The sequence below is a fragment of the Bacillus infantis genome, assembly GCF_050107595.1.
Lineage (GTDB): Bacteria > Bacillota > Bacilli > Bacillales > Cytobacillaceae > Bacillus_AB > Bacillus_AB infantis_C.
Map to the genome: position 1 here is coordinate 1 of NZ_JBNILH010000005.1, position 14,875 is coordinate 14,875.

Annotated in this window: 13 protein-coding genes and 1 pseudogene; 9 read left to right on the top strand and 5 right to left on the bottom strand. The window is 44.9% G+C overall.

Translation table 11 applies throughout. The features are described from left to right. Positions 1–722 precede the first annotated feature (722 nt). Entirely contained in the window at positions 723–1,826 is a 1,104-nt protein-coding gene (locus ACQCVH_RS11600; protein WP_426836155.1) for an acyl-CoA dehydrogenase family protein, read from the top strand. Positions 1,827–2,508: 682 nt separating this feature from the next. Beyond that, entirely contained in the window at positions 2,509–3,465 is a 957-nt protein-coding gene (locus ACQCVH_RS11605; protein ID WP_426835842.1) for a cation diffusion facilitator family transporter, read from the top strand. A 112-nt stretch (positions 3,466–3,577) separates the two neighbouring features. Here the strand turns inward: ACQCVH_RS11605 and ACQCVH_RS11610 are convergent, their stop codons facing one another. Continuing rightward, complete coding sequence (locus tag ACQCVH_RS11610) at positions 3,578–4,153, bottom strand: YkoP family protein (RefSeq protein WP_426835843.1); 576 nt, start codon at positions 4,151–4,153, stop codon at positions 3,578–3,580. 168 nt (positions 4,154–4,321) lie between these two features. On the opposite strand from ACQCVH_RS11610, the gene ACQCVH_RS11615 reads away from it, so the two are divergent. Further along, positions 4,322–5,665 (top strand): S8 family peptidase, encoded by a 1,344-nt coding sequence (locus tag ACQCVH_RS11615; protein ID WP_426835844.1) that lies wholly within the window; start codon positions 4,322–4,324, stop codon positions 5,663–5,665. 393 nt (positions 5,666–6,058) lie between these two features. Here the strand turns inward: ACQCVH_RS11615 and ACQCVH_RS11620 are convergent, their stop codons facing one another. Together ACQCVH_RS11620 and ACQCVH_RS11625 are read right to left on the bottom strand one after the other, a co-directional pair. After that, on the bottom strand, positions 6,059–6,331 hold the full coding sequence (locus ACQCVH_RS11620; protein ID WP_426835845.1) for a YqhV family protein: 273 nt from the start codon (positions 6,329–6,331) through the stop codon (positions 6,059–6,061). A gap of 123 nt (positions 6,332–6,454) precedes the next feature. Further along, complete coding sequence (locus tag ACQCVH_RS11625; protein WP_426835846.1) at positions 6,455–7,051, bottom strand: biotin transporter BioY; 597 nt, start codon at positions 7,049–7,051, stop codon at positions 6,455–6,457. 107 nt (positions 7,052–7,158) lie between these two features. On the opposite strand from ACQCVH_RS11625, the gene ACQCVH_RS11630 reads away from it, so the two are divergent. From ACQCVH_RS11630 to ACQCVH_RS11655, 6 genes and pseudogenes are all read left to right on the top strand, one after another. Next, complete coding sequence (locus ACQCVH_RS11630; RefSeq protein ID WP_426835847.1) at positions 7,159–7,596, top strand: NUDIX hydrolase; 438 nt, start codon at positions 7,159–7,161, stop codon at positions 7,594–7,596. Positions 7,597–7,657: 61 nt separating this feature from the next. After that, positions 7,658–7,804 carry a hypothetical protein gene (locus tag ACQCVH_RS11635; RefSeq protein WP_426835848.1) on the top strand — a complete coding sequence of 49 codons (147 nt, stop codon included), beginning with the start codon at positions 7,658–7,660 and terminating at the stop codon, positions 7,802–7,804. A gap of 122 nt (positions 7,805–7,926) precedes the next feature. Then, positions 7,927–9,663, top strand: coding sequence for a LytS/YhcK type 5TM receptor domain-containing protein (locus ACQCVH_RS11640; RefSeq protein ID WP_426835849.1), 1,737 nt, complete (start codon positions 7,927–7,929; stop codon positions 9,661–9,663). Continuing rightward, positions 9,614–10,398 (top strand): annotated as a pseudogene (locus ACQCVH_RS11645) (LytR/AlgR family response regulator transcription factor). The gene ACQCVH_RS11640 and the pseudogene ACQCVH_RS11645 overlap by 50 nt, the downstream one beginning before the upstream one ends. A gap of 148 nt (positions 10,399–10,546) precedes the next feature. Beyond that, positions 10,547–11,992, top strand: coding sequence for a carbon starvation CstA family protein (locus tag ACQCVH_RS11650; protein ID WP_426835850.1), 1,446 nt, complete (start codon positions 10,547–10,549; stop codon positions 11,990–11,992). A gap of 144 nt (positions 11,993–12,136) precedes the next feature. Beyond that, positions 12,137–13,075, top strand: coding sequence for a ketopantoate reductase family protein (locus ACQCVH_RS11655; RefSeq protein ID WP_426835851.1), 939 nt, complete (start codon positions 12,137–12,139; stop codon positions 13,073–13,075). A 389-nt stretch (positions 13,076–13,464) separates the two neighbouring features. Here ACQCVH_RS11655 and ACQCVH_RS11660 read toward each other — a convergent pair whose 3' ends face one another. Further along, complete coding sequence (locus tag ACQCVH_RS11660) at positions 13,465–13,602, bottom strand: hypothetical protein (RefSeq protein ID WP_009793745.1); 138 nt, start codon at positions 13,600–13,602, stop codon at positions 13,465–13,467. A 96-nt stretch (positions 13,603–13,698) separates the two neighbouring features. Beyond that, positions 13,699–14,814: a metallophosphoesterase gene (locus ACQCVH_RS11665; protein WP_426835852.1), complete on the bottom strand. Its 1,116-nt coding sequence runs from the start codon at positions 14,812–14,814 to the stop codon at positions 13,699–13,701. Positions 14,815–14,875 lie beyond the last annotated feature (61 nt).

Consider the following 14,875-nt stretch of genomic DNA (forward strand, 5'->3'; position numbering starts at 1 on the left):
GTATAAGCGAAGCGCGAAAATTTTTTGACAGGAAAGGGGGTACCCCCTTTCCTGTCAAAAAATCAAAACATAGCACAGTGGTTGTATCATTGTTTAGATGAATTTACACAATTTTAAGGACTTGACTTTTTTTTCAAGATAGTGGTCTCAGTTCCTTCGGCTGGAGCCACTATTTTCATTTTTCTTCACGATAGTGGTCCCAGTTCCTTCGGCTGGAGCCACTATTTTCATTTTTCTACAAGATAGTGGTCCCAGCCCATCCGGCTGGAGCCACTATTTTCATTTTTTTTCAAGATAGTGGTCCCAGCCCATCCGGCTGGAGCCACTATTTTCATTTTTTTTCAAGATAGTGGTCCCAGTTCCTTCGGCTGGAGCCACTATTTTCATTTTTCTTCAAGATAGTGGTCCCAGCTCCTTCCGCTGGAGCTACTATTTTCATTTTTTCTTCACGATAGTGGTCCCAGCTCCTTCCGCTGGAGCTACTATTTCATTTTTCTTCACGATAGTGGTCCCAGTTCCTTCGGCTGGAGCCACTATTTTCATTTTTCTTCAAGATAGTGGTCCCAGCTCATCTTGCTCCATATTTTTAAATCACATTAATTGCACACTAACCTGATCTGAATAATAATAATAGTAGTAACGTGAATTGATGTAAAAAGGCAAGGAGGAATAATGTGAGCGATTTTTGCAAAGCTGCTGGTGAAGCAGACAGATTTGAACTTATGAAAGAGCTGTCCGCAATTTTCAAGGAGCGGAGCCGATCTGAGGAAAATAGAAAGAGCTTCCCCCACAATAATATTCAAGACCTGAAAACATCCAGATACACAGCCCTGACGGTTCCTTCAGACCAGGCTGGAAAGGATATCTCCTTGCTCGAAATGATGAGGCTGCAGGAAAAGCTCGCAGAAGGAGACGGTTCTACTGCGCTTGCAATCGGGTGGCATATGGGGATTACGAAGAATCTGGGAGAAAAAAGGAAGTGGGATGATGAACTTTTTTCTTTTCTTTGCCGTGAAATCCTGGATGGGAAGCTGATAAACAGTGCTGCAACGGAAAGGCAGACGGGCAGCCCGACACGGGGCGGCCGGCCACAGACTGAAGCAGTGCTCAAGAATGGGAGCTGGGTAATCAGCGGAAGAAAGACTTTTACAACGATGGCTCCCGCACTGGATTATTTCATTGTCAGCGCCTTTATTCCAAGTGAAGACAAAACAGGGAATTTCCTTGTTCCCAGAAAGACAGAAGGTTTGTCGATCGAGGAAACCTGGGACAGTGTCAGCATGAGAGGGACCGGCAGCCATGATCTTGTGCTTGATGGTGTTTCCATTGAAAAATCTTTTCTTGCAGAAACATTGGGAAATGATAAAAAGGCGAATGGCTGGCTTCTCCATATTCCGGCGGTGTATCTTGGCATTGCTCAGGCAGCCCAGGATTATGCAGCCTGCTTTGCTAAAAGTTATTCACCAAACAGCATTGAAGGGACCATCAGCGATATTCCTTCTGTCCAGCAGAAAATAGGTGAGATGGAGCTTGAACTGATGCGGGCAAGAGAGTTTCTCTATGCCGCGGCAGACAGATGGGACAGGGCCGCTGAAAACGAAAGAGAGTCCATGCAGCCTCTTCTTGGTGCAGTAAAGCTGGCTGTGACCAATGCTGCATTAGCAGTTGCTGACCTTGCAATACGGGTCGTTGGCGCAAGAAGCCTGTCTGAACAGAATCCTTTGCAGCAATATTATCTGGATATCAGGGCAGGGCTTCATAATCCTCCTATGGATGATATGACCATTTCGCTGCTTGCCCGCAATGCTTTATCAAGGCTTGATTGACAAAAGGAATGGGGAAGCCCATTCTTTTTTTATTGTATAGGAATTTAAAAATTGTAAGTCTTGTGGATAAATATCAATTTTTGATCAACGTCCAGCAGCTTCGCCAAGGTCACAAGCCAAACCTCCAAAAAAGGCAAAGAACGCCTTTCCGGAAGCTTCGTGCAGGGGGGAGAACTCTTTATCTCTTATTTATCCAGCATGGTGGATGGTATAAAACTTGAGGAATATATCATTAAACCGCTTTCACTATCACCAGGAAATCTTATAGAGAAACAGGTGAAAACACAGGATGTTCGGCGCACTTCAAACCTGAATGATGCATTAAAAGGTATCCTTACCGGGTTTTTCTTTGCCATGGAGCAAGATTCATATGAGGGTGTGCTTCTTTCATCAGCTTCCAGCCTTTCCAGAGAGATTTCTGACCCGGCCCAATGAGCATATTATCCAGTGCTCTCAAGCAGGTTTTATTGAAGGGAATTGATCGCTTTTGGCCCCGATATATGGGAAAACTAAAGGGAAGTGAGTATTATGCAAAGGTGGATGTGAAAACGGAGTGCGCATCCATATTTCCGGAAATGACATTATCAATTAATAGTTGACAGCCTTTATTATTTTTGAGGTTTGCCTTTCGCTTTATCATGGTAAATAAATATAAATACAAAGATTATAAAGATAGAGGGTGATGTCACTGCTTGCATTTTTAAAAAGAGGGAATAAGTCTTCAGGGATTGCCGCTGTAGGGAATACGGCTTTAGCCATTGCCAAAGGAGTGGCAGCAGCGATAAGCGGCAGCGGTGCCATGTTTGCTACGACCCTTCATTCGGTTGCTGATGCATTGAACCAGGGATTCGTTTTCTTCGGAAGCGCTATATCCGAGAAAGAAGCAACAAAGAGATTTCCGAGCGGCTTTGGCCGTGTAGTCAATTTATTCGTATTGGTCGCAGTCATTGTGATTTCAATTATGGCTTACGAAACCATCCATAAAGGGTGGGATCTAATTGTCCATCCCAAAGCATCTTCTGATTTATGGCTGAATATCATCATTATGATTCTTGCAGTCCTGACAGATGGGGGGGTCCTGGTGAAGGCAATGAAAGAGATTGCCCATGAGACAAAAAGCGGGGCGAAGGGGTTCAGCGTATTTACGACATCCTTTAAGAATGTCCGCCTTGCTGCACCGCCCACAAGACTTGTCTTTTATGAAGATATCATCGCGACTTTCGGAGCTCTGCTGGCACTTATTTCGATCATCCTTGCCCATCTGACAGGCTTCTATTTCCTTGATGGGGTAGGTACAATCCTGATTGGGTTCCTGCTGGTGGGAATTGCCATCAAAATCGGCTATGAAAACACGCTTGGACTGATTGGGGTTGCAGCACCAAAGGAAATTGAAGACCGGGTGGCAGACACCATCCTATCAGATCCGGACGTAGTCGATATTAAAGATATGCGCATCCTCCAGGAAGGAAGGAAGTATCATGTTGAAAGCTATATTGAGCTGAAAGCCGGCCTTTCCCTGGCCATTGCTGATGATATTATTTACAGGGTCCGGGATAAGCTTTTTAAAGATCCAGATGTCGGCGACGTCAGGATGGGGATCCTTGAAACCGATAATATCACCACCTGGAAAAGGGAATAGATAATAATGAGGCACACTTCCAAAAGAAGTGTGCCTTTTCTATGCAGCAGAAGGCTGTAAATGCCTGTACAGTATAGGGTTAAAAATGCAAAAATCAGGTACAATCCGGTTTTTATTGCTGTACAAGGGATTGGAGATACCTGGCTGTAAGCTGTTCCTTTGTCATGACGAGATACGCAGGAGCAGTCTCCTTAAAATCCTTCCATTTAGCTTTTGGCTGGGACAGATAATAAATCGGTGACTGCATCAGCTGTTTAAGGAGAATATATCCCCTGTGTGTCAGAGGATGCCGTTCAAAGCCAAGAATCTGATAGCCTTTGCTTATCATGGTGATGCCGATGATTCCCTTGATGGAGCCGCTGTCAGGATGATGTTCGAGATGAAGGGCAAGACAGGGCATGGACTCACCGACAATCCTGATTAAAGCTCTGCCTCTCGATACCGGGCTTTTGATATGGACAAGCTGCTTAAGAAGCCTTGAATTATGAAGATGGATTTTAATGACGATATCATTCTTTTTAAGGGAGGATCCGTCTGAGAGGATGATATCAGGCCCTCTATATTTCGTCTTTCTGACACGGAATACACTATACTTTTCCTCCAGCTTCAAATGAAACAGTCTTGTGCAGCAATAATAAACAGGATCAAGGAAATCCCATAAGTAAATCAGCCAGATACGAATGATCATTCCAGTCTCCTTTGCTGTTAATTTTATTGTTAGCTTTTTATAAAAGAAGCTATTGTATACTCCCTGTATTTAAACATCTGCCCATGCCACCATGTGAATGTTTACCATCATGATTAGCTGCATTCATGAGCACGCTAAAAGGAAACTGACAATCAGAGGTGCACTTTTATGAAAAGAATGATCGCAGCCCTCATCAGTGCTGCAGCGCTGTTTGCGGCTGTTATGATGTTATTCCAGCTGCAGGGGAACAACCAGGAAAGGACAGATAAAAGGGAGCTTTCCGGGCGTACACAACCTTTTCAGCACAGCTCAAGCCGCCTGCTGAATATTAATGCAATAGAACAGGGCGAAAGAATTAAAACACTCCTCAACGGGGATGAAGATGTTAAGATCATCCATCATAACCCGAAGGATAAAAGTCACTATAAAGAGCATGAAGCTACTGTTAAGTTTTCCGTACCTCCTGATGATGATGAGCTTGACAGTCTGGCGGCCGGACTTGATGCAGAATTTTTCCGGCATATGGATTCCATTTTTGTTTTTCAGTCTGACAGTATGACAACTGCGGATCTTCTGCAGTTTTTCAGGCAGCGGCCTGATGTCTTATATGCAGAGCCTAACTTCATTCTGATGCAAAATGAAACTCAGCTGCCGAATGACCTGCTTTATAGAGAAAACTATCAATGGAACCTGCCTGCCATCGATATTGAAAAAGCCTGGGATATCTCAAAGGGCGACGAAGATATCATCATTGCTGTTGTCGATACAGGGGTGGATATGGATCATCCCGATCTCAGGAGACGTCTGATGAAAGGCTATAATGTCATGGAAAACAGCAGCAATTTTGACGACGACAATGGTCATGGCACCCACGTTGCGGGCATCATTGCTTCTGAAACGAACAATGGCGAAGGAATTGCAGGAATTACCTGGAACAATAGGATTATGCCGGTAAAGGCAATGGGCAGCAAGGGCTACGGTTATACATTCGATATTGCCAAGGGGATTATCTGGGCAGCGGATCATGAAGCGGATGTCATCAACCTGAGCCTTGGCAACTACCAGCCTTCTGCATTCCTCGAGGAAGCAATCCGGTATGCTTATGACAAAGGAGCAGTCCTCATTTCAGCCGCAGGGAATGACAACTCTGAACAGCCATCATTTCCGGCTGCCTTTCCGGAAGTGCTCAGTGTGTCGGCTGTAAGCTATACAGGAGATAAAGCTGATTTTTCTAATTATGGTTATTATATTGATGTGACAGCACCAGGTGTGTATATTCCAAGCACCTACTTTAAAAATCAGTATGCAGCCCTATCAGGCACATCCATGGCAAGCCCGCATGTAGCAGGGCTTGCAGGGCTCATTCTTTCAGTCAATCCTGATCTGTCAAACAGGCAGGTCATGAATATAATAAAAGGTACAGCGAGGGATATTGGGGAAAAAGGCAGGGATGCCTACTTCGGGAACGGCCTGATTGATATCAATGCTGCACTTGCAGCAGCAGCTGAATAATAGTGAAAGGACCAGCCGCTGTAAAAGTGGGCAGGTCCTTTTCCTTGTGGAGAACATTTTCTCCCAGTGTGATGCTGTTTCATGATAAAAAATGCTATTGTCTTTATAAATCCTTAAATTTTCTCAGAAAAAATCCCAAAAGAATGATTAAACATCTGTTACTGGAATGGAAGGAATGCAGATTCAGGTGGGAAAGCAGCGGCAGAGCGGAGACCCGCAACGCACAAGCGTGAAGAGGCTCAGTGCCGCCCCACTGAAAGCGAAGTGTCTGGAACGGAAATCAATAGCCACATTCCGACTGAAAGCTAAGGAAGAGGGGAAAGTGGAAATAATTTATTTAAGCTTGCAAATAAGCGTTCAATTCATAAATAAGCTTAGTCCAGGAGCCAGCGCTCAGCTCTTCACACCATATAAAATGCAGCCGACTCCTGCGAATACCCAAAGCATCTTTGTGAACGATACCTTGTCGGCAAGGCCAATGAGCCCTATGGTGGTTGTTGCTATTAAGATGAGCGGGCCAACGAGGGCGAGGGAACTGTTTAATACGAGAGCTTTCTCAACATCATTGTATTTGATGATCATAAATGCCGCCAAGATTTCAAGGCTTCCCGAAAAAATCCTCAGTGAAGCCATCATGATTATGGTCTTTTCCAAAAGCTGAAACATAAGTACCTCCCAAAAGCAGTTTGGTATAGTATATGCAGCCGAACTGCCGGGAAGGACAAACATTTTCAATGCCTGCTGAAGCAAAAGATTCTGGCCATCCGGACAAAATCTTTTTAGCCATTATCATGCTGATTGTTTCAGTTTGTTCAAGCGGCTGACAGAAAGCGCATTTCGATTCAGTCTTAAAGCAAGAAGGCCTGCCAGTACGGAAAGGATAATATCCTTTGGCAGCGGAACCAGCATCCAGATCCACGCCATTGCATAGGTAAAGCCTTCCGGAGCTGCAAACCACAGTTTATAAGCAAAATACATATAGTTTGTGCCCAGTATATAATTGATGGCCAGTCCCACCAGCGCAGCTGTGATATAAGATGCTTTGCTTGCATTCTTTTCGATTATCTTCCCTGTTGCATAAGCTGCAAGAATATATGTAAGGATGAAGCCGAAAGTCGGACTGATGACAGTCGCAAAGCCGGAGCCGAATTTTGCAAACACAGGGACACCTGCGATTCCAACTAAGGCATATACAGTCATGGCGATGGCTGACAACCTGCTGCCGAGGATGGCTCCGGACAGGATGGCGATGAATGTCTGCAGGGTGATAGGGACCCCTCCAATTACCATGAATGGTACAAATGAAGTGATATTTGCTCCAATCGCCATTAGCGCAGTAAACATACCGGCCAAAGAAAGATGGAGCGGTGTCAATTTCTTTTTCATGACATAAGCCTCCCAGCAAAGTTTTATACTAAAATAAGAATAAGATGGAAAACAAGTATATGTCAACTAAAAATTAATCAAGTTTACAAAAAGAGGTGCCGAAGATAGTGGAAAGGCCAAGAGCGAACACATTGGGCATTATTTATAAGGACGGCCGCATCCTGGTCGAAAAGCTCAGCGGTAAGCATTCAAAAGGTGAGGGGATCTTTTACCGCCCGCTCGGAGGAACGATTGAACTTGGGGAAACCTCAATAGATGCTTTGAAAAGGGAGTTTATGGAAGAGGCAGGAGCAGAGATCAACATAGTGGACTATATTGCTTGCCTGGAAAATATTTACTCTATTAACGGAATTACAAGACATGAATTGACACAGCTTTATGAGGCAGAGCTTGTGAATGAGTCACTTTATGAAAAAGAGTTCATTCCGGTCAATGAAAACGGGAGGAAGTCGGAAGCAAAATGGATGCCGGTCATTTCTTTTATTGAAAAGCGGGAAATACTTTTTCCGGCCGGACTTGAAAATTTTCTGATCCGTTTCTTATAGTTCTAATGTGTACTTTTCTTACTGCACGGGTATATAACAAATAAAAGAAAGGGTGATAATCATGCAGACCTATGGTGAATGGTATACCCGAAAACGTCCGGAATACAAAGGGTGGGAGAACCAGGATACAAATGAGATCCTCTTCAAAAATGCTCTCTACTATGGCCTCCCATCTGTAGTCATGGTTGCGCTTTTAATACTTGCCTGATAAGTGAAAGCACCTGCCTTGCCGGCAGGTGTAATATTATGGCCTCTTTTCCTGGATTATAGTAAAGCGTTAGAAATTATAGTAAAATAGGGGCAATCAACTGGAAGAAAGAAGGTGTCCGTATGTTCGAGCTGCTGCTGACAATGCTCGAGAGGCTTGGCCTGATTGTAACCATTGCCTTCATTTTGACCAGATTCCGTTTTTTCCGCGAAATGATATACCAGGAATCATTGACGGCAAAACAGCGGTGGGTCGCTGTTCTTTTTTTTGGATTCTTCGGGATATTCGGCACCTATACCGGTGTCAGCTTTGATACGGATACACTGCAGTTCAGCCGCTGGGCTTCAGAGCTTTCTTCAGATGAAGCCATTGCAAACTCCAGGGTAATCGGCGTAGTGCTTGCCGGTCTATTCGGCGGCTACCGGGTAGGAATCGGGGCAGGACTGCTGGCCGGCGTCCACCGTTTTACAATGGGCGGCTTTACAGCCTTTTCCTGCGGCCTGGCTTCCATCTTGGCTGGAATCATAGCAAGCATCCTGCACAGGAAAAACAGGCATGTGAAGCTATCGACAGCGTTTATTATCGGAGCCCTTGCTGAAAGTGTGCAGATGCTCATCATTCTTCTTCTCTCAAGACCTTACGGCAAAGCTTCAGCACTGGTTGAAACCATCGGTATGCCCATGATTCTCGCCAATGGAGTCGGCTGTGCCATTTTCCTCCTGATTATTAAAAGCGTGGTCAATGAAGAGGAAAAAGCTGCAGCCATCCAGGCACAGAAATCCCTGAGGCTGGCACGCCAGACTTTGAAGCATCTGCGAAAAGGGATGACCAGCGAATCTGCAGAAGAGGTATGCCGGATTCTTTACCACGAAGTGAACGCCAGTGCCGTTTCGATAACAGATGGTGAACGCATCTTGTCTCATATCGGCGCAGCGGACGACCACCATACTCCTGGACATCTGATTCAAACAGATATAACAAGACAGGTGCTAGCCCAAGGTTCCCTGATCATTGCCGGAAAGAATGATATCAGCTGCAGCAGTCCGTCATGCCCGCTTGGCGCTGCCGCCATTGCTCCTCTGAAGGAAAGGGGACAGACCATCGGCACCTTGAAATTTTATTTTAAATCAGAAAAAGAAATTACTAATGTAGTTATTGAATTGATATCCGGGCTGAGCATGCTCCTTAGCAATCAGCTCGATGCTGCAAGGGGCGAAAAAGCATTCCAGCTTGCGAAGGAGGCAGAAATCAAGGCTCTGCAGGCGCAAATCAGCCCGCACTTTTTGTTCAATACCTTGAATGTAATCGTTTCTCTGATTCGGATTGATCCAAAAAAGGCCCGCAAGCTTCTGTTGTCGCTTTCCCATTTCCTGAGGCAGAATCTCACAGGGACAACTTTGGAACGTACGACTTTGAAGGAAGAATTAAAGCATGTACAAGCCTACTTGGAAATAGAAGAAGCAAGATTTGCTGACAGGCTTAAAACAGAATTCCGGATTGAAGAAAGGGCACTTTCTGCTCAAATTCCGCCGCTGACACTCCAGCCGCTTGTAGAGAATGCAGTCAAGCATGGCATCAAGGATAAGGAAGCTGACTGCAGGATCATTATTTCTGCTGCTGTTAAAGAAGAGGGGACAGAAGTATCCGTTGTTGACAATGGGGCAGGAATCGAAGCAGAACACCTGCACGAGCTGGGGAGGGGGCTTGTACCTTCCCTGACAGGGACCGGACTTGGAATATATAATGTAAACAGAAGGCTTGCGATGCTTTTTGGGGAAAAAGCCGGACTGAATTTTGACAGCAGGCTGAATGAAGGAACGACAGTCTCATTCACGCTGCCGGACAAAGGAGAAGAATAGCATGGAAAGAAAAATCAGCATATTGATTGCAGACGATGAGCCATACAGCAGGCAGGAGCTTGTTCACCTGCTGAAAGAATATGAAGACCTGCAGGTAGTAGGAGAAGCAGAATCCGGTGAACAGGCCGTCATTCAGTGCCTGCAGCTGCAGCCGGATGCTGTATTTTTAGATATTGAAATGCCAAAAATGAATGGCATGGAAGCAGCCAGATCCCTGAATGATTTAAAAAAAGTGCCAAAAATCATCTTTGCGACAGCTTATCCGCAGTTTGCAGCAGAAGCTTTCCGCTACGAGGCGGTTGATTATCTGCTGAAGCCTTTTGACGAAGACCTGCTTAAAGAAACAGTAACAAGGCTTAGGAAGCTTTTCGCAGAAGAAGGCGACATCACAGCCGCAGCCGTGAACCCTGGGAAACTAGCAGTGGAAGAGGATGGCAATATTTCTTATATAGACCCATCATCCATCCTTTATATATCCCGTGATGATAAAGTCTCCAGAATTGTTGCGAAAAACGGAAGCTACTCTGTCAAAACCCCTTTAAAGGAGCTGGAAAGCAGGCTGCAGCATTTCCTTTTTTCCGCATACATAAAAGCACAATCGTCCATCTGCCATATGTATCAAGGCTGACTCCATGGTTTAACGGCGCTTACCAGCTGGAAGTGGAGGGGTCTGAAGAAATATTATCTGTCAGCCGGAATTACGCCAAAGGATTAAGGAGCAGACTGGAAATTTAGTGATGCAGGCTGGAGTCTTGGAGATGCATTTCAGCTTTAATAATATACATCTTAAGACAGCTTATTGACATGTTGGCCACAATTCTGCCACATTTTCTTCCCTATGCCTTATACTTTCTGTAAGCGGTTACAAAAGGAGGCATTTCAATTGTATTCTTTTATAGCAGGAATCATTTTACTTATAGTAGGCTATTTCACTTATGGGAAATTTGTAGAAAAGGTATTCGGCGTTAAAAAAGAGAGACAGACCCCGGCATATACACATAAAGACGGTGTTGATTATCTGCCGATGAACACGAAGAAAAACTCACTTATCCAGCTGCTTAATATAGCAGGAGTAGGGCCGATCTTTGGACCGATCATGGGTGCACTATATGGACCGGTCGCTTTTCTATGGATTGTGCTCGGCTGTATTTTCGCCGGAGCTGTCCATGATTATCTGACAGGGATGATATCCATCCGCAACAGGGGCGCACACTTGCCTGAGCTAGCCGGGAAATTTCTAGGCAGCTTCATGAAGCATGTTGTAAACGCATTCGCTATACTGCTGCTGCTTCTTGTGGGGACTGTATTTGTCACTTCCCCTGCAGGGCTGCTTCACAATCTGATGAACGGGTGGATGAGCATGGGCCTAATTCTTGGTGCCATTTTTATCTACTATATTCTCGCGACATTATTGCCGATTGACAAAATCATTGGGCGCTTTTATCCCATTTTTGGGGCATTGCTGCTGATCAGTGCTCTTGGAGTAGGGGCTTCACTCATCATCAGCGGTGCACCTATCCCTGAAATTAATCTGACAAACATGCATCCTGACAATGCACCAATCTTCCCGCTCCTGTTCCTGACCATTTCCTGCGGGGCTTTATCCGGATTCCATGCGACCCAGACGCCAATCATTTCTAGGACAACAGAAAATGAGGATCAGGGCAGAAAGATTTTTTATGGCATGATGATTGCAGAAGGCGTTATTGCCATGATCTGGGCTGCAGCTGCTATGAGCCTTTTCAATGGCTCTGCAGGCTTGAACGAACTGCTTGCAGCTGGCGGTCCTGCAGCGGTTGTTAGTGAAGCTTCAAAACTGACTCTTGGTGCAGTCGGCGGAACACTGGCCGTCCTGGGGGTAATTGTCCTTCCTATCACATCAGGTGACACAGCTTTCCGAAGCGCTCGGATGATCATTGCCGATTATATCCGCTTTGGACAGCAGAAGCTGGGCAACCGCCTGGTTATCGCCCTGCCGCTGTTTGTCATTTCTTTTGCACTGACAAAGATAGACTTTGAGATTCTGTGGAGATACTTTTCTTGGGCAAACCAATCTACTGCTGTTATAGCCCTTTGGGTAGCAAGCATGTACCTTTTCATTGCCAGAAAAAATTACTGGATTGCCATGATCCCGGGGATCTTTATGACAATGGCCACCGTTACTTATATTCTGAACGCCAAAATTGGATTTGGGCTTTCAATGAATATATCGTATTTAGGGGCTGCGATTGCTACGGTTATTATCACTGTTCTTTTCTACAACGCAGCAGGAAAGGCAAGAAGGAACAATATCGCACTCGAAGAAGATATTACAGGAAGAGTAGCTTAAGATTAATAATGCATGAGGGCCTGGATGAGCAATTCCGGGCTCTTCTGTTTAGACACTGTGCTAAAATGAGAAATAATGATGGAAATAAACGGAATGATGCAGGGATTATTTTGCAGCCGTATTTTAAGAAAGGATGGTCATGTTATGCGGATATTGATTGCAGGTGCAGGGGCAGTAGGAGGCTATTTCGGAGGCAGGCTCCTTGAAAAAGGAGAAGACGTTACCTTTCTAGTAAGGGAAAAAAAATACGACCAGCTTCAGCAGAACGGCCTGGTCATCAACAGCTTACATGGAGATGCAAATCTGAAACCAAAGCTTCTGAGAACAGGACTTCCTTCAGGAGAAGACTTTGATTTGGTCTTGCTTTCGGTGAAAGCCTATCACCTTGAGGAAGCCATCGAAAATATTAAGCCTTTTGCCGGAGAAGGAACATGCATCCTTCCCCTGCTCAATGGCATTGCACATATGGACATACTTGAAAGGGCTTTTGGAAAGGAGAGGCTCCTTGGAGGTCTTTGCTTTATCGAATCAACATTGAATGAAAAGGGCGAAATCATTCAGAAAAGCGATATGCAGGAGGTTGTTTTTGGGGAAATTGACGGGAGGCAGAAAGAGAGGATTTCACGGATACAGGAATCGCTTGCCGGAACAAAGGCATCTTTCCGGTACAGCAGTGAAATCGTGAGTGAAATGTGGAGCAAGTATCTTTTTATCAGCATGATGTCCGGGCTTACTACATTGACGCGTTCGCCAATCGGTCCTATAAGGGATACAGCAGAGGGGAGAAGCATCATAGAGAGGCTCGCTCTGGAAATCCTGCCTGTCATGAAAAGCCTGGGAGCGAATCTTCCGGATGATGCTAAAGAAAATATCATCAAAAAAATCAATGCAGTCGGATACATGATGAAATCTTCCATGCAGCGTGATATGGAAAAAGGCTTGGAGACTGAGTCAGTCCACTTTTTTAAATATCTCCTGGATGCAGCGGCTGAACACCGTTTACCAGTACCAGTTCTGAGTACCATCTATATGAATCTGCAGGTATATGAAAAGAGGAGGGAAGAACAAAAAGAGAGGGGGTAAACTCAAAACAGTCCGGAGACAAGTAATCACAGGGTCTTAGTTAGAGCGGCTAACACCCTCTAGCCGCAGAAAAATGAATCAGAGGGTCTTAGTCAGAGCGACTAATACCCTCTAGCCACAGAAAAGTGAATCAGAGGATCTTAGTCAGAGCGACTAATACCCTCTGGCCACAGAAAAGCGAATCAGAGGGTCTTAGTCAGAGCGACTATTACCCTCTGACCGCAAAAAAGCGAATCAGACGGTCTTAGTCAGGGCCCCCAAAGCCCGCTTGCTCATAAAAAACAGAAGCAGAGGGTTTCCCCCTCCCCAATCACAACTTCTGTTTGCCTGAAGGGGATTTCTAATTTCATTAGTTGTCTTAAAGTCTAATGCAGATCTTTAACCTTATACTATTGGAGAGCAAACCCCAGCAGTTTTATATCCTGGAGGATTTTCTGCTGGATATCAGGCTCTTTGCATTTTTCAAAGTCAGTGATCAATCTGCCAATTTCCCTAATAAAAAGCAAATATTCGCTGTCTTTCAGCATAAATAGTCACCCCTACTATCGAAATAGGTCTAATTTCATACATTTTAGTATAAAATAGCAGAGATTGGAAGTAAAGTAAAATTACCTGCAGTTCACTCATTTATGCTTTTTCGTTTTAATATGAACCTCCTCTGCGAGCTGTTCTGCTCTCTGATCGTTTTCAATGCCGCCTGAAAGGCCCGGTGTATCAGGCAGAAAGACGGGGCGGACTTCGGAATCTGCTGATACAACTTTCCACTTTCCTTCATCAAGAGCCAGGCTGAAATCTATAATCCCTAAATGGCTTCCCCAAGAACCTGCCTGTACAGCCGGAATTCCATTGATTGTGCCTGCTTCCGAATCGATCAGACCGCTGCTGTCCCTGAGTTTAGGAGACGGAAAGACCTGGTGGGTATGGCCGAACATAATGGCATCAATTCCAGGCACCTTGCTCAGCCCGAGCACTGAATTCCTGCTTTTATCCTTAACCTGTTCATCAGCTTCGAGACCAGCATGTGCCAGCGCTATTATGACATCTGCGCCTTTTTCCCTCATAATCGGAATATAATGCTCAGCTGACTCGACCATTGATTTATTGCTGAGCTTTCCTTTTAAATGTTCTTCATCCCATTTCAGGACTACAGGTGTAATGAAACCAATCACACCAATTTTGACAGGATATTTTCTGCCATCATCTGCCGTAAAGTTCCGATGAAGAATCACATAAGGGGAGAAATAGGGAAGCTCTTCCTGGAATGATTCTGTACCCTGGATAAATAGATTGCTGTTAACATAAGGAAAGGCTGCCTCTTTCAGCTTTTTATTAAGATAGCCCAGCCCGTAATTGAATTCATGATTGCCGGGTGCTGCGGCATCATACTGCAGCTCGTTCATAATGCTGATAATAGGGTGAGGCAGGCCGGGATGCTCTTGACTATAATCTCCCAGAGCACTTCCCTGGATTAGATCGCCATTGTCAAAAAGAAGGGTATTATGTCTCTCCAGGCGCGCTTTTTTGATTAAGCTAACGGTTTTTACAAATCCGAAGCTCTTCACTTTTTTTCCGCTTTTATATTCGTAATTCAATATGTAAGAGTGAAGGTCCGTCGTCTCCATGATCCTGAGCTGCATGTTGGGATGGTGTTCGCTGAATACAGCTGAGCCTGAAGGAACACAGAGGAGCATGGTTAATAAAACAAACACGGTAATAAAAATGGATTCTTTTTTCAACATGGCTCACCGCCTTCCCGTGATTCTGTTATTGTGCCTAAAACACAAAGAATCATGCCAGAAA